This window comes from Streptomyces sp. NPDC001933, assembly GCF_042890955.1.
Classification (GTDB): domain Bacteria; phylum Actinomycetota; class Actinomycetes; order Streptomycetales; family Streptomycetaceae; genus Streptomyces.
The window spans coordinates 185083-206776 of record NZ_JBIASS010000017.1 but is presented as its reverse complement, the minus strand read 5'-3'; the positions used below and the strand labels follow the sequence as shown (position 1 = coordinate 206776).

Annotated in this window: 12 protein-coding genes; 10 read left to right on the top strand and 2 right to left on the bottom strand. The window is 71.0% G+C overall.

The features are described from left to right. Positions 1-23: 23 nt before the first annotated feature. Together ACFYY7_RS33465 and ACFYY7_RS33460 are read right to left on the bottom strand one after the other, a co-directional pair. Positions 24-1124: a hypothetical protein gene (locus ACFYY7_RS33465; RefSeq protein WP_388667581.1), complete on the bottom strand. Its 1101-nt coding sequence runs from the start codon at positions 1122-1124 to the stop codon at positions 24-26. Further along, entirely contained in the window at positions 1124-2167 is a 1044-nt protein-coding gene (locus tag ACFYY7_RS33460) for a MupA/Atu3671 family FMN-dependent luciferase-like monooxygenase (protein WP_388667580.1), read from the bottom strand. Before ACFYY7_RS33460 ends, ACFYY7_RS33465 begins: the two co-directional genes overlap by 1 nt. Positions 2168-2568: 401 nt before the next feature. Between ACFYY7_RS33460 and ACFYY7_RS33455 the strand changes: the two genes are divergently transcribed. The 10 genes from ACFYY7_RS33455 to asnB all read left to right on the top strand — a co-directional run bounded on the left by ACFYY7_RS33455 (position 2569) and on the right by asnB (position 21691). Beyond that, positions 2569-3999 (top strand): class I SAM-dependent methyltransferase, encoded by a 1431-nt coding sequence (locus tag ACFYY7_RS33455; RefSeq protein WP_388667579.1) that lies wholly within the window; start codon positions 2569-2571, stop codon positions 3997-3999. Beyond that, positions 3986-4177, top strand: coding sequence for an MbtH family protein (locus tag ACFYY7_RS33450; RefSeq protein ID WP_266735786.1), 192 nt, complete (start codon positions 3986-3988; stop codon positions 4175-4177). Before ACFYY7_RS33455 ends, ACFYY7_RS33450 begins: the two co-directional genes overlap by 14 nt. Positions 4178-4235: 58 nt before the next feature. Next, positions 4236-5558 carry a phenylacetate--CoA ligase family protein gene (locus tag ACFYY7_RS33445; protein WP_388667578.1) on the top strand — a complete coding sequence of 441 codons (1323 nt, stop codon included), beginning with the start codon at positions 4236-4238 and terminating at the stop codon, positions 5556-5558. Continuing rightward, a complete protein-coding gene (locus ACFYY7_RS33440) occupies positions 5555-6772 on the top strand; it encodes an aminotransferase class V-fold PLP-dependent enzyme (RefSeq protein ID WP_383713801.1) in 1218 nt (405 codons plus the stop codon). Before ACFYY7_RS33445 ends, ACFYY7_RS33440 begins: the two co-directional genes overlap by 4 nt. After that, positions 6769-8544 (top strand): non-ribosomal peptide synthetase, encoded by a 1776-nt coding sequence (locus ACFYY7_RS33435; protein WP_388667577.1) that lies wholly within the window; start codon positions 6769-6771, stop codon positions 8542-8544. The genes ACFYY7_RS33440 and ACFYY7_RS33435 overlap by 4 nt, the downstream gene beginning before the upstream one ends. Before the next feature lie 117 nt (positions 8545-8661). Next, on the top strand, positions 8662-13254 hold the full coding sequence (locus ACFYY7_RS33430; RefSeq protein WP_388667576.1) for an amino acid adenylation domain-containing protein: 4593 nt from the start codon (positions 8662-8664) through the stop codon (positions 13252-13254). After that, positions 13251-18254, top strand: coding sequence for an amino acid adenylation domain-containing protein (locus tag ACFYY7_RS33425; protein WP_388667575.1), 5004 nt, complete (start codon positions 13251-13253; stop codon positions 18252-18254). The genes ACFYY7_RS33430 and ACFYY7_RS33425 overlap by 4 nt, the downstream gene beginning before the upstream one ends. Positions 18255-18303: 49 nt before the next feature. Continuing rightward, positions 18304-18723: an aspartate 1-decarboxylase gene (gene panD, locus ACFYY7_RS33420; protein WP_266735773.1), complete on the top strand. Its 420-nt coding sequence runs from the start codon at positions 18304-18306 to the stop codon at positions 18721-18723. Beyond that, positions 18720-19871, top strand: coding sequence for a GNAT family N-acetyltransferase (locus ACFYY7_RS33415; protein ID WP_388667574.1), 1152 nt, complete (start codon positions 18720-18722; stop codon positions 19869-19871). The genes panD and ACFYY7_RS33415 overlap by 4 nt, the downstream gene beginning before the upstream one ends. Beyond that, the gene (gene asnB, locus ACFYY7_RS33410) at positions 19871-21691 is read left to right on the top strand and encodes an asparagine synthase (glutamine-hydrolyzing) (protein WP_388667573.1); all 1821 of its coding nucleotides are present in this window, start codon (positions 19871-19873) and stop codon (positions 21689-21691) included. Before ACFYY7_RS33415 ends, asnB begins: the two co-directional genes overlap by 1 nt. The last annotated feature ends 3 nt before the right edge of the window (positions 21692-21694 follow it).

Here is a 21694-nt window from a genome sequence, read left to right as displayed (position 1 = left end):
GTGAGGGCTCTGAGGGACGGCCCTCAGTCGCGGTCGCGCAGACGGTCCCGGAAGGCGGCCAGGCAGTGGGCGGCCTCCTCCAGGTCGGTGACGGGGAATCCGCCGGACAGCTCGGAGGGAAGGTCACCGGGTGCGGTGCGGGTGAAGTGGACGCGGCCGTCCTCGATGACGACGCCGTCGTGGCGGGCGGCGTGCTCGTTGTACGCGACGGCCTCGGCGCGGCTCACCTGCTCCGGCAGGTTGAGTTCGACGTGCGGGGTGGGGCCGGCGGCCGTGATCCGTACCGGGTAGCCGCCGGGCAGGCCCAGCGGGCCGGGCAGGTTCGCCCGGACCTCCTGCCCGGCGAGCAGTTCGGTCAGCAGCCGGGCGGCGACGAATCCGGTGACGTGGTTGAGCTCTGCGCGTGAGGCCGCGCGCTGCTGTCCGAGCAGGCCGGCGACCCCGGGGACGGGCTCCCCGTCGACCCAGGCCCGGACCTCCTCGACGCCGGGCGGCGGGGAGTGCAGGTGCAGGTGGTGGGCCAGGACCTGCAGCCGGTGCCGCTGGGGGAGTGCGAGGGCCTCCTGGAGACCGGTGGCGGTGAGTGCCACATTGCCGATCCCGCAGAGCGGGGCGACACCGAGGCCGGCCAGGGCCGGGTTCACGGCGTCGGGGAAGCAGCCGTTGAGCAGCCATCCCGAGGGGTGGTGCTCGGCGAGTGCCCGGCCCGCCTCTCGCGCGAACACCGCCTGGAGCGGCATGGTCAGACCGAAGCCGGCACGCTGGATCAGCGCGGTCCAGGCCGACGGGGCGCTGATCCGCTCCCAGGGGGACTGGAGGGAGGCCGCCACCAGAACGGCCGTGGGGCGGGCTTCGGCGAGGGCTTCGGCCAGGGCTCCGGCGGCGGCCGGGTCGACGGTCACCGGCCGGAAGGTGACCGGAGGCGGGCTGTCGCCCGCGCCGATCGCGCGGGCGCCGCTGATCCAGCAGATCTCGGCGGTCTTCACCGGGTCGCGGCCCAGTACCAGGACCCGGACGGGCCGGGTGCCCGCGGCGAGCGCGTAACAGACCGCGCGGGCCAGCCCGCCGGTTCCGATGACGGCGACGGTCGGCCCGTGCGGCGACGTTTCCTCGTGGGCCGGCATCAGGCGGTACAGGCCTGACGGAGCTGGTCCAGGTGCTTGAGGCCGTCGAGGACCTCGGAGTTGGGCAGTCCGAAGTCGATCAGGCAGGCCATTTCGTCCACCCCGGTTCCGCGCAGCCGCTCGACGATGCGCTGGGCCTTCGGCACGCTGCCGAGCAGGCCGCTCTCGTTGAAGTACCGCTCGAAGGCGCGCTCGACGAGGAAGTCGGTGTCGGCCGAGCGCATGGCCGACGGGTCGAGCTTGAGGGCGGCGACGCTGCGGGAGCCCACGAACAGGTCGAGGGAGCTGCGCAGGTAGTCGGAGAGCGGGCCCCGGACCTGCTCGCGGATCGCGTCCTCGTCATTGCCGAGGAAGGTGTGCACCATCAGGGCCACATGGCCGCGGCCGCCGCCGGTGGCCTCACGGAACGCGGCGCGGTACTCCTCGATCTTGCCGCGCAGTTCGTCGGGGTCCTGGCCCAGGAGATGCGTGAGCAGTCCGGCGCCGATCTGCCCCGCGCGCCGGAAGGTTTCCACGTCTCCGCTGCTGGTGATCCAGACCGGGAGCTCGGGCTGGACGGGCGGCGGGAACACCTTCACCTCGGTGGGGTCGCCGGCCCCGTCGAGTACGTACAGCGGCTCGCCGCGCCACAGTCGGCGGACCTCCTGGGTGTACTCGAACATCAGGTCCTTGCGCCGGGGATAGTTGTCGGGCGTGAAGGCGAAGTCGATGGCGCTCCAGCCGGAGGCGAAGGAGACACCGACCCGGCCGCGGGAGAGGTTGTCGACGACGGACCACTCCTCGGCGATGCGGGCCGGCTCGTGGGTCGGGGCCACGACACTGCCGGCCCGGATCCCGATCCGCTCTGTCATGGCGGCGACGGCCGCGCCGGTCACCGCCGGGTTCGGGTAGAGCCCACCGAATTGATGGAAGTGGCGTTCCGGTGTCCATACCGCCGAGAAGTCGTGTGTGTCGGCGAACCGCGCACCTTCACGGAGTAACTCGTAGCGGTCCTGTTCGCTTCCGGCACTATCGGCAGAGAAATAGAAGAGGCTGAAGTCCATTAGGCCGTTCCTTGCGACTGTGCCGCTGCGGGGCGGATGCGGGACATTCTCCGTAACGGAGAAAGATCTTGGCGTAGTTCGTAGTGGCACGTCAAGGGGTTTCCGGCGATGGTTTCAAATGGGTGTAAACGGGTGAAGAGGGACGTACGGGCCGAAGTGGAAATGAATTAGCCGTTCCGTTTACGCGGTGGGCGTATGCCGGTGCCACAGGTCGATGCTTGACAGGGCTTCTGGCCCGAAGTAACACTGGGCCCACGTTTATTTCGACTTCGTGAAAGCTTGAGTAACTGGGGGCGAGCTTGAGTGGGGATGGTCGTATAGGCCGGGGGAGTCGTACCCGCTTAGGGTTTGATCCTCGGAACATTAGATCCGCTCTCTTACGGCATGCAGGCGTCGCGAAGGTGGCCATTGCGGAAAAGCCGGACGGTGAGGGCGAGAAACGCCTTCAGGTATCGGTGGTCCCGGCCGAACGCGCACTGCAAAAGATGCGCAGATCCGTCCAGGAGCGTCGCCTCGACGAGTGGCGCATGATTTACGGTTCGGTCTATGAGGCTCAGCCGGATTCTCAGGAATTCGGTGAGAACTTCTCGGAATGGACCAGCAGTTACGACCGGCAGCCCATAGCCCGCACGGAGATGGAGGAGTGGCGTGCCGGTACGGTCGACACCATTCTGGGGATGCGGCCCCGCCGGGTCCTTGAGATAGGCGCCGGCTCCGGGCTGATCCTCTCCCGGGTGGCACCCCGGTGCGAGAGCTACTGGGCCACCGACCTCAGCCGCGACGCGGTGGACATCCTGACCCGTGCCGTCGGGAGAAATCCGCAGCTCAGCGGCGTGGTCGAACTGAGAAACCAGCCGGCGCACGATTTCACGGGCCTCCCGTCCGGCCACTTCGACACCATCGTCCTCAATTCGGTCATCCAGTACTTTCCCGACGCCGACTACCTCGCCGATGTGATCGAGGGCGCCCTCGCCGCCCTTGCCCCCGGCGGGTTCATCCTGCTGGGCGACGTCAGGAACCGCCGACTGCGGCGCAGCCTGTACGCCGCCGCCGAGCTCTACCGATCCGGCCCCGGCGCCACCGCCGAGAGCGTCGGGCGCGCCATGGAACAGCAGCTGCTGAAGGAGCGCGAGCTCCTCCTGGACCCGGAGTTCTTCACCGGATTGCCGGCCCGGTTCGAGGACATTTCCCTGGTCGATGTCCGGCTGCGCCGTGGAATCCATCACAATGAACTGACCCGCTATCGATACGATGTGCTCATCGGCCGCGGTCCGGCCCGGACGCTCTCACTCGACAATTCGGTCCGGCCAGCGTGGGGTACGGAGATCGGCAGTATCGCCGAGCTGGAAAATTTCCTCACCCGGGAGAATCCCGCTCTGCTGAGCCTGAACGGCATACCCAATGCGCGGGTCAGGAACGAGACCGGTGCCCTACGGGCTCTCGAAGAAGGTGTGTCCATGAGTTCTGTCATGGAAATACTGCGCGATACCCGTGCACCGGGATCCGGGCTCGACCCAGAAGAATGTCATACGCTGGGAAAGCGCCTCGGATATGCTGTGAGGACAACCTGGTCGGCCGAAAACGCGGATGGTGAATTCGATGTCGCTTTCGCCCTGCCTTCCCATATCCCAGCGGACACGTATTTCTCACTGAGTCCCTCCGCTGCCGGTTCCGTGTCTTCTTCCGGGCAGAGTGCCTCTGTCCTGGACGACGAGAGCACCGCCATATTCGCGGCATCGCTCCAGGCATATCTGGCGAAGATGTTCGAGAACATCCCGCTTCCCCAGACCACGTTTGTGATAACGGAGGAAATTCCTGATGACCGGGGCTGATTACCGAGTGGTCGTGAACCACGAGCAGCAGTACAGCATCTGGCCCGTCGACCGGGAACTCGCGCCGGGCTGGTCCGACGAAGGCACGCACGGCACCAAGGACGAGTGTCTCGCCCACATCGGCGAGATCTGGACCGACCTGCGCCCGTTGAGCCTCGTCAGGCAGATGGGCGAGTGACGCCGGCCGGTGCCGGACGACCTGACATCAGTGGGCTTTCAGGAGTGGGAGCACGGCTTTGGCATCAGTGACGGACATCGGATATCGGCCGAGCAGTTTCAAGAAGGCGTTGGCGGAGGTTGCGTTCGCCTACGAGCAGGTTCCCTTCTTTGCCGGACACCTCGATGAGGCGGGCATCAGTCTGGCGGACGTTCGGACAGCGGACGACTTTCGCCGGATTCCGACCACGCAGAAGATCGATTACCGGCGGAACTTTCCCCAGGGCGTACTCGCCCGGGGCAAGACACTCAGAGATCCGCTGACCTTGAAGAGCCAGAGCTCCGGTACCGGTGGTGAGCGGCTGACCACGATCACCCATACCTACGCGCTGGCCGAACGCATGCGGGCGACCCTCCTGGCCAACAAGGTGCTGGGCGAGGCCCTGGCGCAGTGCCGTTCGCACCGCCCGATCCGCTACGCGGCACCGAACTGCTCGGACGTCGAATGCGCGACCCCGTTCACCACGATCCAGGACCGCACGCTCCCGGACGGGACGCTGGTCCTGCCGGTGTCGCACGATGTGCTCGCCACCCCCGACCAGCTGGTGCAACAGGCCATCGACGAGACCGAGGAGTTCGATCCGCACTGGTTCTACGCGGACGCGACCCACCTGGCCTTCCTCGTACGCCAGTTGAAGGCCCGTGGGCTCAAGCCGCCGCAGGTCTCGGCCGTCGCCCTGACCTACACCCTGGTCACCGGTGTCGCACGCCGCCAGCTCCAGGAGTTCTTCGGCGCCGACATGCCGATGGCGGAGATCGTTTCGATGACCGAACTCGGCTGGGTGGCCATCGAGTGCCCGGCCGGGCGCATGCACGTCAACAACCAGACCTTCTTCGCCGAGTTCCTGGTGGACGGCCGGCCCGCCGGGCCGGGCGAGCGCGCCGAGCTCGTCGCCACCAGCCTCGGCGACCGGATCTCCCCGCACCTGCGCTACCGCACCGGCGACATCTACTCGCTCGGCGAGCAGCCGTGCGTCTGCGGCAGCGACCTGCCGCAGGCCACGCACGAGGGCCGGCTCACCACCATGATCAAGGTGGTCAAGGGCGGCGCCCCGGCCCTGATCAGCCCCCGGGACGTGGACCGCGCCGTCGGCGCCGACCTGCCCATCGACGTGTACCAGCTGCGTCAACCGGCAAGCGGCGAAATGGAGTTCCGCTACATCCCGAGCGCCGGGGCGCGGGTCGACGAGAAGGCGCTGCGCGAGCGCCTCCTGGACATGCTGGGCACGACGACCTCGCTCGCGATCGAGTCGGTGACGTACATTCCGGCGGCCCGCACGGGCAAATTCGCCTCCTGCGTCTCGGAGGTCACTCAGCCGGCTTCCAACGGGGGAGAACAATGAGCATTGAGCCCACGCCTGCCGAGCGATGTCGTGACGACTTCCCGCTCCTTCGGCAGACCATCGACGGCCGGCGCATCGTCTACCTGGACAGCGCCGCAACCAGCTTGACGCCCCGCCAGGTAACGGACGAGATGGTCCGCTACTACCACGAGGTCGGCGCGAACATCCACCGCGGCAAGCACTTCCTCTCCGAGCAGGCCTCGGACGACTTCGAGGCCGCCCGGACCCGGACCGCCCAGTTCACCGGCTTCCTCAGCAGCGAGGTCGTCTTCACCGCCAACACCACCGCGTCGATCAACACGGTGGCCTCGGGCCTCGGGCTGACCCGCGACGACATCGTTCTCGTCCCCTTCGACGCCCACCACTCGGCCCTGCTGCCCTGGCGGCGGGTGGCCGATGTACGTGCCATCCCCGTCGACCGGTCCGGGGCCGTCGACCTCGGCCGGTACGCCGAACTCCTGCGGGCCCGCCCCGCCGTCGTCGTACTCACCCACTGCTCGAACGTCTCCGGTGTCTACGCACCCGTCGCCGAGATGGCGGCGATGGCCAAGGAGGCCGGCGCGCTCACCGTCGTCGACGCGGCGCAGTCCGCCGGGCACCGCCGGATCGGCGGCGAGAACATCGACTTCCTGGCCTTCTCCGCCCACAAGATGCTCGGCCCGACCGGCATCGGTGTGCTCTGCGGACGCCATGAGCACCTCCAGAAGCTGCGCCCGACCGCCCTGGGCGGAGGAGTCGTCGACTGGGTGGACGCCGAGAGCCACACGATCCGCAAGGTTCCGCACTCCCTGGAGGCCGGCACCCCGGCCATCGCCGAGGCCTACGGACTGCACGCCGCCATCGACTATCTGAGCGGCATCGGTTTCGACGAACTTGCCCGGCACGACGCCGAACTCGCCGATGCCATGCTGTGCGAGACGCTCAAACGTCCCCACCTGCGCATACTCGGCCCGAGCGAACCGGCCGACCGCGCCGCGATCCTGAGCTTCGCCATCGACGGCGTCCACAACCTCAAGGAGATCGCGAAGATCCTCAGCGACTCCTACGGGGTGCTGTGCCGGACCGGCCACCTGTGCGCCCAGCCCTTCGTCGACCGGTTCACCGACGACGAGGTGCTCCGGGTCTCCGGATATCTCTACAACGACAGGGATGACATCGACGTGCTGTTCGCCGCCCTGGACGACGTCCTCGACTACGTGCGGGGGCAGCGATGAGCGGATCCGTCCTGGACCAGATACGCAGGACCATCGCCGAATCCCCCGGGAACACGGCGATCGAGGGCCCGGCAGGCACCCTCGACTACGCCGGGTTCGGCCTCCGGGCCGAAGCGCTCGCCGCCCGGCTGCGCGCCCACGGCGTCGCCACCGGAGCACCGGTCGCCGTCCTGGCGAGCCCCTCCCAGGAAGGCGTCATCGCGCTCGTCGCCGTCGCGATGGCCGGAGCCGCGTACGTACCGCTGTGCCCCTCGCTGCCCGGAGACCGGCTGCGCGCCATGGTCGAGGACTCCGGCGCGCGGCTGCTGGTGCACACCGGGGCCACCGCCCCGCTCGCCACGCTCGGCGTTCCGGCTCTGCCCGTGCTCGACGACTCCGCGGACGACACGTCGCAGCCCCCGGTTCCCGTTCCGGCCGAATCCCCGGTCTCGGTGATCTACACCTCCGGCTCCACCGGCCGGCCCAAGGGCGTACTGATCCCGCACCGGGCCCTGGCCAACCGCGTCGCCTGGGGCCAGCGGGTCTACCCGCTCGGCGCCGGGGACCGCGTCCTGCACCACACCCGCTACATCTACGACTTCTCCGCGTGGGAGGTCTTCGCCACCCTCTCCCACGGCGCCACCCTGGTCGCCCCGGAGCTCGCCAACTACCCGGACTTCCACGAGCTGGCCGAATCGCTGGGGCGGCTCCGGATCACCCACGCGCACTTCGTGCCGTCCGTGCTCGCCGGAGTGACCGGGCGTGAGGCCTTCGCCGGCTGCGACACGCTCTCCGTCCTCTTCTCCGGCGGCGAGACCCTCACCAACGACCTGGCACAGCGGGTGCGTTCGCTCTCGGACGCCACGCTCTACAACCAGTACGGCCCCACCGAGACCTGCGTCGACTCGACGTTCCACCGCTACGAAGCGGACGATGCCACCGGCTCCGTACCCATCGGCACGGCGATCGACGACACCCGGCTGTACGTGCTCGACGAAACACTCGCCCCGGTGCCGGACGGCACCGAGGGGGAGCTCTACGTCTCCGGTCCGGGCGTGGCGACCGGATACCTCGGACGGCCCGGCCTCACCGCCGAACGGTTCCTGCCCGATCCGTACCGCGGCGAGGCGGGCGCGCGGATGTACCGCACCGGCGACCTCGTCGTACGGCGCGGGGACGGAGCCCTGGAGTTCCGCGGCCGTGCGGACCTCCAGGTGAACCTGCGCGGCATCCGGGTCGAACTCGAAGAGGTCGAGAGCGTCCTGGCCCTGGACGACGACATCGTCCTCGCGGTCGCCGCGGTCGTCGGCGACGACAGCCCGGCGCTGGTCGCGATGGTCTTCGCCGCGGAGGGCGCGGTGGTCGACCCGGCCAAGGTCCGCGGGGCCGCCCAGCGCCGGCTGCCCGCCGCCCTCGTGCCGGACCAGGTCTTCCTGGGCGAGCGCCCGCCGCTCCTGCCCAGCGGCAAGACCGACCGGGCCGCCGTCCGCGAACTCCTCCTGCGCGAACGCGGAGCCAGGAGCGCCCGGCGCGAGGAACCCGCCACGGCCGAGGACGGCGTCGAACCGTTCATCACCGGGCTCTGGCGCACCTGCCTGGACGTCGACGGGTTCGGGCCGGACGAGAGCTTCTTCGACCTCGGCGGGCACTCGCTGCTCGCCGTCGAGATGGTCAGCGAGGTCGGCGAACACCTGGGCATCGAGGTGTCCCTGGGCGAGTTCTTCGAGGAGCCGACCGTCAGGACCGTGGTCGCCCTGGCGACTTCGGCGCTGGGGGAGAAGACGGCGGACTAGGGCCTGTCCGACCCTGATCCGCCGGACAGGCCCTGAGCCCGTCCGCCCCACCCCGGCGGCCCGCTCCCGATGACGGGAGGGCCCGGTCCATCAGCGCACGACGAAAGGAGCCCTGGCATGTCCCAGGACCGCGACGCACTCTTTCTGCAGTTGCTCCGCAGCCGCGGGCTCGACCGGCCCAGTGACGCGCCGATCGAAAAGTCCGCGAGGAGCGAGAGCCGGCTCTCCCTCGCGCAGGAACGGATGTGGTTCCTGGAGCAGCTGCACCCCGAGCAGCCCACCTACCATGTGCCACTCGCCCTCCGCCTGAGCGGCGCGCTGGACGCGGAGGTGCTGCGCGCCGCGCTGGGCGACGTCGTCGCGCGACACGCGGCGCTGCGGTCGGTGTTCCCCTCGGTGGCCGGGCGCCCGCGCCAAGTCATCCGCGACGACGCCGAGTTGCCGTGGACCGTGGTGGACGTGGCGGGGCTGAGTGAAGAGGACGTACTGGCGCGGGCGGAGGAGGAGTCGCGCACCTCCTTCGACCTGGCGAAGGGGCCGCTGGTGCGGGCCTGCCTGCTGCGCTCGGGGGCGGACGACCACGTCCTGGTCGTGACCTTCCACCACATCGTCTTCGACGGCTGGTCGGTGGGCGTGTTCACCCGCGAGCTGTCGGAGTACTTCGCGGCCCGCACCGAGGGACGCCCGCCGGTGCTCGCCGAACTCCCCATCCAGTTCGGGGACTTCGCCGAGTGGCAGCGCGACTGGCTGGACGGCGACGTCCTCCGGGAGCTGATCGACCACTGGCGGCAGACCCTGGACGGCGCGCCGCCCGTCCTCGAACTGCCCGCCGACCGCCCCCGCCCGGCCGTGGAGACCCACCGGGGCACCCACGAACTGGTGGCCGTGCCCGCCGACCTCGTCAGCGGGCTCCGGGAGGTGTGCGCCCGCGAGGACGTGACCCTGTTCATGGTCCTGCTGGCCGCCTTCGACGTACTCCTCGCCCGCTACAGCGGCCAGGAGGACATCGTCGTCGGCACCCCGATCGCCAACCGCAACCGCGCCGAGATCGAGCCGCTGATCGGGTTCTTCGTCAACACCCTCGTACTGCGCACCGACATCGGCGGCGACCCCACCGTCAGTGAACTGCTGAGCCGGGTCCGGGCCAGTGCGATCAGCGCGTACGCCAATGAGAACCTGCCGTTCGCCCGGCTGGTGGAGGAGCTGCGTCCGGAGCGCGACCTCAGCCGCTCCCCGCTGGTCCAGGTCATGTTCGCCCTGGCCAACACCCCCGAGCAGGACCCGGAGCTGCCCGGACTCACCGTCCGGCCGCTCTCGGTCGAGCCGGGCGTCGCCAAGTTCGACCTGTCCGCGTTCCTGCGGGAGGAGGGCGACGAGGTCGTCGGCGGTCTGGAGTACGCCACCGACCTCTTCGACCGCGAGACGGTGCTGCGGTTCTGGGACCACTACCTGATGCTGCTGCGGTCCCTGGCCGACGCCGAGCCGGGCGCCCGGATCTCCTCCCTCGTGCTGATCCCGGCCCAGGAGCGGCGTCTGCTGGCCGAGGGCTGGAACGCCACCGAGCGCTCCTGGCCCGGCGCCCCCGAGACCCTGCACGGTCTGTTCGAGGCCCAGGCCGCCCGTACTCCGGACGCCACCGCCGTCGTCCACGGCGAGGCCGTCCTCACCTACCGGGAGCTCGACGAGGCCGCGAACCGGCTCGCCCGCCGGCTGCCCGAGCGGGGCGTGGGCCCCGAGTCCGTCGTCGGCCTGTACTGCGACCGCGGCCCCGAGCTGATCACCGCCCTGCTGGCCGTCCTCAAGGTCGGTGCGGCCTACCTCCCGCTGGACCCCGCCCAGCCGCAGCCGCGCCTCGCACACATGCTGCGCGACTCCGGCACCCGCCTCGTCCTCACCCAGGACCGGCTCGCCCCGCAACTCCCCGAAGACACCGCCACGTTGAGTGTCGACCGGATGGACGACGACCCGGCACCGACGGGTTCCCCCGCCGCCGCGGCGGGCGCCGGCTCCCTCGCGTACGTCATCTACACCTCCGGTTCCACCGGTGTGCCCAAGGGCGTCGCGATCGAGCACCGGGCCGTCGTCAACCTCATCCAGGGCCTCTGCGACGACATCGGCCTCGGCCCCGGGGACCGGCTGCTCGCCGTCACCACCCCCGCCTTCGACATCGCCGCCCTCGAACTGCTCGGCCCGCTCGCCCGCGGGGCGACCGTCGTCCTCGCCGACCGCGAGACCGTCTCGGACGGCCGCCTCCTCGGCCCCTTCATCACCGCCTGCGGCGCCACCGTCATGCAGGCGACGCCCTCGCTGTGGCGGATGCTCCTGGACAGCAGCTGGGCCGGCGACCCGAAGGTGCGGGTGCTGTGCGGCGGCGAGGCCCTGCCGCCGGAACTGCTGGACAGGCTGCTGCCGCCCGTCGCCGGGGTGCACAACGTCTACGGGCCGACCGAGACCACGGTGTGGTCCCTGGCCACCGCCCTGGACCGGTCATGCGGCGGTGGTGCCACCGTCCCGATCGGCCGGCCCCTCGCCAACACCCGGGCCTACGTCGTCGACCGGGCCATGGAACTCGTTCCCCTCGGCGTGCCCGGCGAACTCTGCATCGGCGGCCGGGGCGTCGCCCGCGGCTACGTCGGCCTGCCCGCCCTGACCGCCGAGCGCTTCGTGCCGGACCCGTACGGTGGCGACGGCGGCAGGCTCTACCGGACCGGCGACATCGTGCGGTACCGCCCGGACGGCCGCCTGGAGTTCCTCGGCCGCTCCGACCACCAGGTCAAGCTGCGCGGCTTCCGGATCGAGCTCAACGAGATCCAGAACGTGCTGCTCCAGCACCCCGAGGTCGACAGCGCCGTCGCGGTGCTGCGCGAGGACCGGCCCGGCGACGCCCGGATCATCGGCTACTTCACGGCGCCCGAGCCCGAGCTCCGCACGTCGGACCTGCGCCAGTGGCTGGCCGAACGGCTGCCTGAGTACATGGTCCCCGCCCTGCTGGTCCAGCTCGACGCACTGCCCCAGACCGCCAACGGCAAGATCGACCGGAACGCGCTGCCCGTCCCCGGCGAGCAGCGCTCCGGCTCCGACGACGCCTACGTCGCACCCCGCTCCGACCAGGAGCAGAAGCTCGTCGACCTGTTCGCCGACGTCCTGGACCTTCCCGCACAGCGGATCGGCATCCACGACGACTTCTTCGCACTCGGCGGACAGTCGCTGCTCGCCGTCGCGCTGATCTCGCGGGTCTGCTCCGCGTTCGGGGTCGACCTGCCGCTGAGCGCCCTGTTCACCGCGCGCACCGTCGCCGCGTTCCTGCCCGTCGTGCTGGCCGGCCGGCGCGTGGAGAGCGCGGGCGCAGACAGCCCCGACGAGTTCGACTTCTTCGCCATTCCGCGCGCCCCACGCGACGCTCCGCTGCCACTGGCCATCGCCCAGGAACGCCTGTGGTTCTTCGAGAAGCTGCGCCCCGGCACGGCCGCCTACAACGAGCCGCTGGTCCTGCGCCTGGGCGGCGCGCTCGACGCCGGGCTGCTGCGCGGCGCGGTGGAGGACGTCGTCGCCCGGCACGAGGCGCTGCGCTCCACATTCCCCTCCGTGGGAGGCAGGCCCCGCCAGGTGGTCGACGAGGCCTTCGCGCTCCCGTGGTCGGTGGTGGACATGCCGGGCGCGGACCGTCAGGCGCTGATCGCCCGCGCCGAACAGGAGACCCGGGCCCCCTTCGACCTGGCGAAGGGCCCGCTGGTGCGGGCCTGTCTGCTCCGGGTCGCGCCGCAGGACCACGTCCTGGTCCTGACGATCCACCATGCCGTGTTCGACGGCTGGTCGCTCGGGATACTCCTGCGTGAGCTCGCGGAGTGCTTCGCGGCCCGCACCGAGGGCCGCGGCCCGAAGCTCCCCGAACTCCCGGTGCAGTACGGGGACTACGCCGTATGGCAGCGGGAGTGGCTCGCCGACGGGGTGCTGGAGGACCTGGCCGACTACTGGCGCGAGACGCTCGAAGGCGCGCCGCCGGTCCTGGAGCTGCCCGCCGACCACCCCCGCCCCGCCGTCCAGTCGCACCGGGGCGTGCACGAGGCGACCGTGCTGCCCGCAGACGTCACCGAGGGGCTGCGGGAGCTGTGCAAGCGGGAGGAGGTCACCATGTTCATGGTCCTGCTGACCGCCTTCAAGATCCTGCTCGCCCGCTACAGCGGCCAGGAGGACGTGGTTGTCGGCACCCCGGTCGCGAACCGCAACCGCGTCGAGATCGAGTCGCTCATCGGCTTCTTCGTCAACACCCTCGTGCTGCGCACCGACCTGAGCGGCGACCCCTCGGTCCTCGACGTCCTGGACCGGGTGCGTGACACGGCGATCGGCGCGTACGCCAACCAGGACATGCCGTACGCGGAGCTCGTCAAGGAACTGCGGCCGCCCCGCGACCCCAGCCGCTCCCCGCTCGTCCAGGTCATGTTCGCCCTGGCCAACACCCCCGACCACGAACCGGAGCTGACCGGGCTCACCGTCGACCAGTTCGACGCCGAGCAGGGCGTGGCCCGCTTCGACCTGTCGCTGCTCGTCAAGGAGCGGGACGACGTGATCGCCGTGGCACTGGAGTACTGCACGGACCTCTTCGAACCGGCCACGGCCAGACGTCTGCTGGCCGACTACACCCAGGTGATCGTGGAGATGCTGCGGGCCCCGGACGCACCTCTCTCCCAGCTGAACGGAATCTCGCGGTGACCGACGAACGCCCCGCCGCCGGCTGTCTGCACGAACTCTTCGAGCTTCAGGCCGACCGCACGCCCGACTCCGTCGCCGTCATCTGCGACGACGAGAAGCTCACCTACCGCGAACTGGAGCAACGCGCCAACCGGCTGGCCCACCGGCTGCGCGGGCAGGGCATGGGCCGGGAGGACGTCGTCGGCCTGTGCCTGGAACGGTCGCTGGACCTGGTCGTCGCGATGCTCGGCGTCCTCAAGGCCGGGGCCGCCTACCTGCCGGTCGATCCGCTGCTCACGCCCGCGGACCGGGCCGCCTTCGTGTTCGCGGACGCCGGGGCACGGCTCGTGGTGACCCGGCAGGGCCTCGCCGAGGGCCTCGACGTACCGGCCGTGATCTGCATGGACCAGGACGAGCCGCAGCCGGCCGACGAACCCGCCGGCCGGTGCGCCGGCGACGCGCTGCCCGGTTCCCTCGCGTACCTGATCTACACCTCGGGATCCACCGGCGTCCCGAAGGGCGTGATGGTGACCCACGAGGCGATCGTCAACCAGGTGGGCTGGATCACCACCGAGCTCCTGGCCGGTCACCCGGTCCGATTCCTGCAGGGCGTCTCCGCGGCGTTCGACGCGGCGATGATCGACCTGTACGCACCGCTGGCGAGCGGCGGCGCCGTGGTCATGGCACCGCCCGACCTGACCGCGGCCGGACTCGAACTGCGGGACCTGCTGATCGCCCACCGGGTCGAGGCGGTCAACCTCACCCCGCAGGTGGTCTCCACCCTGCTGGAGACCGGGCAGTTCGACGGCACCGCGATGCGGTGGATCCTCACCGGCGGCGAGGTGCTGCGTGACGAACTCGTCCTGCGGTGCCGCGAGATGCTGCCCGGCGTCGCGTTCCACAACGTGTACGGCCCCACCGAGGCCACGGTCAACGCCACCTCGTACGCGGCCGACCGCCCGGTCGACGGGCCGTCCGTGCCCATCGGGGAGCCGATCACCAACGTACGGACCTACGTGGTCGACGAGGAGCTGCGCCGGGTGGCCCCCGGCGGTCGCGGCGAGCTGCTGATCGGCGGCACCGGGCTCGCCCGGGGATACGCGGGCCGCCCCGCCCTCACCGCCGAGCGCTTCGTGCCCGATCCGTTCAGCGGCGAGACGGGCGCGCGCCTGTACCGCACCGGGGACCTGGTCCACCTGCGCGCGGACGGCGCCATCGAGTACGAGGGCCGCCTGGACCGGCAGGTGAAGATCCGGGGCTACCGCATCGAGCTCGGCGAGATCGAGCACGCCCTCACCCGGCTGCCGTACATCGACGAGGCAGCGGTCGTCGCACACGGCGACGCGGGCGCGGCACGGCTGATCGCCCATGTCACCACCGACGGCACACTGGCACGGACCGAGGAGATAAGGACGGCGCTCGCCGGCCGGCTGCCCGCCTACATGATCCCCGCGACGGTGGTGACCCTCGACGCCATGCCGCGGCATCCGGGCATCGGCAAGATCGACCGTGACCGCCTGCCCGCCCCCGGCGCCACCCCGGACAGGCCGGCGGACGCGAACCGGACCGGCTTCGCGGACCCGGCCCATGAGCGGTTGGCCGCGCTGGTCGCCGAACTCCTGGAAATCGAGGACATCGGACCGGACGACGACTTCTTCGCCCTCGGCGGCCACTCCCTCCTGGCGATGCGGCTGGCCGCCCGCATCCGCAGCGAGTTCGGTGCCGAGATCACACCGCGCACGGTGCTGGAGACCCCCCGCGTCGGGGACCTTGCGGCCCTCGTCCACTCCGCCGGCTCCGCCGCCACGCACCCCGTCCTGCCGCGCACCGGCACCGGGCCGGTGCCCCTGACGGCCAACCAGGAACGGCTGTGGTTCCTGGACCAGCTCCAGCCCGAGAGCCCCGCCTACCGCCTGCCCCTGACGATCCGGCTGCGCGGCGCACTGGACCCGGAGGCGCTGCGCACGGCCCTGTCGGGGATCGTCGCGCGGCACGAGGCCCTGCGGACCGTGTTCCCGGCGGTGGACGGCACCGCTCACCAGGTCGTCACCGCCCCGGCCCCGGTGCCGCTGCCCGTCGAGGACGTACCGGAGCTGGACGAGGCGGAGCTGCGCCGACGGGTGGACGCGGCCGTCCTCGCCCCCATGGACCTGGCCGAAGGTCCGCTGCTGCGCGGCCGGTTGCTCCGTGCCGGCCCCGCCGAGCACGTACTGCTGCTCACCGTCCACCACATCGTCTTCGACAGCTGGTCGGTGCGGATCCTGGTCCAGGAGCTCGCGCACCTCTACGCGGGCGGCGCGGCGCTGCCCGCACTGCCCGTGCAATGCGCCGACCACGCCCTGTGGGAAGCGGACCGGCAGAGTTCCGCCCAGGTCGCGGCCCAGCTCGACCACTGGCGTGAACGGCTCGCCGGAGTTCCCCCGCTGCTGGAACTCCCCACGGACCGGCCGCGGCCCGCCGAGCCCGGTTTCCACGGCCGGGACGAGGAGTTCGTCCTGCCGCCCGAACTGGTCGGCCGGCTGAGGGAGATCTGCCGCTCCGAGGGGCTGACCCTGTTCATGGTCCTGCTCGCCGGCTTCGAGATCCTGCTCGCCCGGTACGCCGGACAGAACGACCTGGTGGTCGGCACGCCGGTGGCGCACCGCTCGCGCAGCGAACTGGACCCTCTCATCGGGTTCTACGTCAACACCCTGGTCCTGCGCGCCGACCTGACCGGCAACCCCACGGCCCGCTCCTTCCTCGCCCGGGTCAAGGAGGGCTGCCTGGACGCGTACGAGCACCAGGACGTCCCCTTCGACCGGCTGGTGGAGGAACTGCAGCCGGAACGGGACCTCGGCCGCAGCCCCCTGTTCCAGGTGATGTTCGACTTCGAGAGCTTCCCGGCCTCCTCGGCGCAGGGCGGCGGACTGACCCTCGACGTGCTCGACATCCGCCCCCGGACGGCCCGCTTCGACCTCACCCTCGACATCAAGGAGGAGGGGGACCAGGTCAGGGGCGCGCTCAACCACAGCACCGACCTGTTCGACGCCGCTACCGCACGCCGGATGGCCGGGCACTACGTCCGCCTCCTCACGGCGCTGGCCGACGACCTGGACGCGCCGGTGCCGGAGCTGGACATGCTCGGCGCCGCCGAACGCGCACAGCTCCTGGTCGAGTGGAACGCCGATGACCTCGACCTGTCCGAGGAGAAGTGCGTACACGAGCTGTTCGAGGAGCAGGCCGACCGGACGCCGGAGGCGGTCGCCGTGGTCTGCGGGGCGGACGCGCTGACCTTCCGGGAGCTCGAAGAGCGCGCCAACCGGGTGGCCGGCCGGCTCATCGGCCTCGGAACCGGACCCGAGACCGTCGTCGCGCTCTGCCTGGAGCGGTCGGTGGAGATGATCGTGGGCCTCCTCGCCGTGCTCAAGGCGGGCGGCGCCTATCTGCCGCTGGACCCGTCGCTGCCGACCGACCGGCTGAGCTTCATGCTCAAGGACGCGGAGGCCACCGCCGTCCTGACCCAGGCCCGGCACGAGGGCCGGTTCGCCGGCCACTGCCCCGAGCTGCGCCTGGACGCCGACGAGGACTTCACGGCGTACCCGCCCACGCGACCCGCCCCCCGCGGCACCCCCGACCGACTGCTGTACGTGATCTACACCTCGGGTTCCACCGGTACCCCCAAGGGCGTCGCCATGGGCCACCGCGCCCAGACCCGGATGTTCCGTGCCCTGGGCACGCTGCTGGGCCGGGACGGCGAACCGCCGCGCCGGGTGACGGTGAACGCGCCGGTGTTCTTCGACGGTTCGGTGCAGCAGCTGGGCTGGATGTTCCGCGGCGCCACGCTGGTCATCGTCCCGGACGAGGTCCGCGAGGACCCGGACCGCTTCGTGGAACTGCTCGCCCGCGAACACATCGACATCCTCGACTGCACGCCGTCCCACGCCGAGCTGCTCGTCCTCGCCGACGGCCTCGGCCGGGTCCCGCACCCGATGCGGGTGATCGTCGCGGGCGAGGCGGTATCCGAGAGCCTGTGGCGCAGCCTCGCCGCCGGTCCCTGGCGGGCGTACAACGTGTACGGGCCCACCGAGACGAACAACGTCACCGGCCGCCCCATCACCGGCGACGGACCGCCCACCATCGGCCGCCCGTTGGCCGGCTGCCCGGTGTACGTCGTCGACGAGGCGCTGCGTCCCGTACCGGTCGGCGTCGCCGGGGAACTGCTCCTCGGCGGGCAGGCCCTGGCCCGCGGCTACCTGGCACGCCCGGGGCAGACGGCCGAGAAGTTCGTTCCCGACACCCTCAGCGGTGCCGCCGGCGGACGGCTCTACCGCACCGGCGACCAGGTACGCAGGCTCCCGGACGGGGAGCTGCTCTTCCTCGGCCGCGGCGACCACCAGGTCAAACTGCGGGGTTTCCGGGTGGAGCTCGGCGAGGTGCAGGCCGCCCTGGCCCGCCTGCCGGGCGTGACCGGCTGCGCGGTCCTCGTACGCGAGGACGTGCCCGGCGACAAGCGCCTGGTGGGCTACTACACCCCCGCGGACGCCGCGCCGTCCGAGAAGGACCTGCTGCGCGAGCTGCACACCTGGCTGCCCGACTACATGGTTCCGTCCGCGCTGGTCGCCCTGGACGCCCTGCCCCTGACCGTCAACGGCAAGGTCGACAACCGGGCGCTGCCCGCGCCCGCGGACACCGGGACCGGCGCCGCGGCCGGCGGCCCGCCGCCCGGCGACGCCCTGGAGGAGCTGCTCGTCACGCTCTGGACCGAAGTGCTCTCGCCGGCCCGCCCGGTCGGCACCCGGGACAGCTTCTTCGCCCTCGGCGGCCACTCCCTGCTCGCGGCCCGGCTCCTCGTCCGGATCAACCGGTTGCTCGCGGTGACCCTGCCGCTGCGGGCGCTGTACTCCGACCCCACCCCCGGGGGCGTGGCCTCCGCGCTCGAAGAACTCGCCCCGCGCGGCTACCTGAAGGGGCGGGCGGCGGCGGCGCTGGAGATCCTGCGCATGTCGGACGAAGAGGTGCGGCTCCTGCTGGCAACCGAGTGACACGTCCCAACCCCATTGAAACCGCAGTGAATTCGAGAGGACGCCCGCCTTGTTCCGGACGATGCTGAAGTCGAAGATCCACAGAGCCACGGTCACCCAGTGCGACCTGAACTACGTCGGCTCGCTCACCATCGACGCCGACCTCATGGACGCCGCCGACCTGCTGCCCGGCGAACTCATCCACCTGGTCGACATCAACAACGGAAGCCGCCTGGAGACGTACGTCATCGAGGGCGAGCGCGGCAGCGGCGTCATCGGGGTCAACGGCGCGGCGGCCCGGCTCGTGCAGAAGGGCGACCTCGTCATCATCATCTCGTACGCCCAGGTCACGGACGAGGAAGCCCGCTCGATGAAGCCCAGCGTGGTCTTCGTGGACGCCGACAACCGGGTCGACTCCCTCGAACCGTCCCTGTCCGGGGTGCCCGAGGGCCACGGTCTGACAGCGGGCGACGTTGTGGAGAGTCGGTGATCCCACACTCCTGGCGGTACGTCTGGAACAACGGCGGCGGCCCGCTCGTCCTGGCGGCCCGGGGAGTGGCCGAGGCGCTGGCCCGGCCCCGGCTCACCCTCTCGGTGCCCCGGGGCCGTGGCCCGGTGCTGGCGTACGCGGGCCTGGAGCACGAGCTGACGTACGTACTGCCCTTCCTGGAGCAGCGGCGCGGAACACCCTCGGTCCGCACCCGGACCGGCACCTCCTGGGCGGAACTGGCCGACGGCCGGGCCGCCGCGAAGACGGACATCCTCGCCGTCGGCCACCACCGGCGCAGGGTGCCCGCCCAGCTGCCCCGGCACAGCCTGCTGCTGCCGTTCCGGATCACCCTGACCGTGCCCCTGGACGCCGCAGACGACCCCGCTGCCGCCGTGCTCCGGCGGATCTCCCGCAAGGCCCGCCAGCAGCACGCCCGTGAGCTGCGCTCCCGGGTCCGCACCCTCGAAGTCTCGCGGGACGAAGCCGACTTCGACTCCTTCTACGACCACATGCACCTGCCGACCATGGGCCGCCGGCACGGCGACGCCGCCCGCTCGGAGGCCAAGGAGAGCGCCCGGACGTGCATCTTCCGGCACGGCGCGATGTTCTTCCTGTGCGAGTCCGGCCGCCGGGTCGCCGGCATGCTGTGCCGGCTGGAGGGGCGCACCCTGGTCATCCGCCTCGCCGGGGTCGACGGCGGCTCGGAGGAGGCGTACCGCTCCGGCACCTACATGGCGCTGTTCATCCTGATCCTCCAGTGGGCCGCCGAGCACGGCTTCACCCGGGTCGACCTGTCCGGGGGCGAGCCGTTCCTCAGCAAGGGCACCTTCCAGTTCAAGCGGAAGATGCACCCGCACATCTCCCTGCCGCCCAACCACTTCCGCGACCGGCGGCTGCTGATACGGGTCCTGCGCGACAGCCCCGAGGTGCGCGACTTCCTGGTCGCCAACCCCATGCTCACCCTCGACGAGGGCGGCGCACTCCAGGCCGTCCACTTCCACGACGACGAGCGCCCGCCACGGCTCGACCTGCGCTGGCAGTGCCCCGGTGTCGACGGCCAGCGCCTCGTCCATCTCGACGCCTTCCTGACCGGGCTGCCGGCCCGGCAGAGCGGCCACGTACTCAAACGCAGCGAAGGGGCTCTGTGATGTGCGGCATTACCGGCTGGATCGACTTCACCCGGAACCTCGGTCTCGAGCGCACGACCGTGGAGGCCATGACCGGCTCGATGCACCGGCGCGGCCCCGACGACTCCGGGATCTGGCTCGGCCCCCATGTGGCACTGGGCCACCGCCGGCTCGCGGTCGTCGACCCGGCGGGCGGCGCCCAGCCCATGGAGACACAGCGCCGGGGCTCCGACGCGCCCGTCGTGCTGACGTACAGCGGCGAGCTCTACAACTTCCGTGAGCTGCGGGCCGAACTCACCGGCCGCAACCATCACTTCCGCACCTCCTCCGACACCGAGGTCGTGCTGCACGCCTACCTGGAGTGGGGGGCCGGCTTCGTGGACCGGCTCCAGGGCATCTACGCCTTCGCCATCTGGGACGCCTGGCGCGAGGAGCTGATCCTCGTCCGCGACCGGCTCGGTGTGAAGCCGCTCTACTACCACGCCTACCAGGGCGGGCTGCTCTTCGGCTCCGAGCCCAAGGCGATCCTCGCCAACCCGCTCTTCACCGCCCGCACCAGCGAGGCGAAGCTGCCCATCCTGTTCAACCCGCGCCTGGCCATGCCCTGGGAGACGCCGTTCACGGACATGAGGCAGGTCCAGCCGGGCCACCTCGTGCGCGTCGACCGCTCCGGGGCGCACGAGACGCCGTACTGGCGCCTGGTCAGCCGCGAGCACCGGGACGACTACCCCACCACCGTGGGCCGGGTGCGCGAGATCCTGGAGGACGTCGTCGCCCACCAGATGGTGGCCGACGTACCGCTGTGCTCCCTGCTCTCCGGCGGCCTGGACTCCAGCGCCATCACCGCGCTCGCCGCCCGCAACCAGCCGGACGCGCTGCGCTCGTACTCGGTCGACTTCGAGGGCGCCGAGGAGGACTTCCGGGCCACCGCCCTGCGCCCCGAACGGGACACCCCCTTCGCGCTGGCCGCCGCCCGGCACCTGGGCGTCGACCACACCATGGTGACGCTGGACCCGGCGGTCCTGCCCGACTACGTGCCCGCCACGCTGGCGGCGCGCGACATGCCCAGCCTCGGTCAGTTCGACACCTCCATGTACCTGCTCTTCCAGGAGATCCGGAAGACCTCCACGGTCGCCCTGTCCGGCGAAGCGGGCGACGAGGTGTTCGGCGGCTACCCGTGGTTCTTCGACCGGGCGAGCGTCTTCGGCGACACCTTCCCCTGGCTCGGCAACGCACCCAGGCTCACCGACTGCCTCGCCCCCGACGTGACCGCGCGGATCCGCCCGCAGGACGACGAACAGGACCGCTACCGCACCCTGCTGGCCCGGGTGCCGAGGCTCCCGGGGGAGTCGGGCCTGGAGGCGCGGATGCGCGAGGTCCTCCACCTGAGCCTGCAGGGCCCGCTGCTCTACCTCCTGGACCGCAAGGACCGGATGAGCATGGCCGTCGGCCTGGAGGTGCGGGTCCCGTTCTGCGACCACACGCTCCTGGAATACGTATGGAACGTCCCGTGGAAGATGAAGGTCTCCGACGGGCGCGAGAAGAGCCTGCTGCGGTCCGCCACCGAGGACCTGCTGCCGCAGTCGGTGCTGATGCGGCGCAAGAGCGGCTACCCGGCGACCTTCGCCCCGGCCCACGCCGAGGCACAGCGTGCCGCCCTCGACGCGCTCGTGGCGGACCGTGATTCACCCATGGCCGGGATGCTGGACGGTGCCAAGGTGCGCGAACTCGCCTACGGGGACACCAAGATGCTGACCATGGCCGACAATCTTCACTTCCTGCTGCCGCTCATCGAGGTCGACCGGTGGCTGCGTACGTACAACGTCTCATTCACCGCCTGACCA

Coding starts and splice junctions, on each gene's coding strand:
- asnB (WP_388667573.1), top strand. CDS start 19,871: ATGTGCGGCATTACCGGCTGGATCGACTTCACCCGGAACCTCGGTCTC.
- ACFYY7_RS33465 (WP_388667581.1), bottom strand. CDS start 1,124: ATGCCGGCCCACGAGGAAACGTCGCCGCACGGGCCGACCGTCGCCGTC.
- ACFYY7_RS33440 (WP_383713801.1), top strand. CDS start 5,555: ATGAGCATTGAGCCCACGCCTGCCGAGCGATGTCGTGACGACTTCCCG.
- ACFYY7_RS33450 (WP_266735786.1), top strand. CDS start 3,986: ATGACCGGGGCTGATTACCGAGTGGTCGTGAACCACGAGCAGCAGTAC.
- ACFYY7_RS33430 (WP_388667576.1), top strand. CDS start 8,662: ATGTCCCAGGACCGCGACGCACTCTTTCTGCAGTTGCTCCGCAGCCGC.
- ACFYY7_RS33435 (WP_388667577.1), top strand. CDS start 6,769: ATGAGCGGATCCGTCCTGGACCAGATACGCAGGACCATCGCCGAATCC.
- ACFYY7_RS33460 (WP_388667580.1), bottom strand. CDS start 2,167: ATGGACTTCAGCCTCTTCTATTTCTCTGCCGATAGTGCCGGAAGCGAA.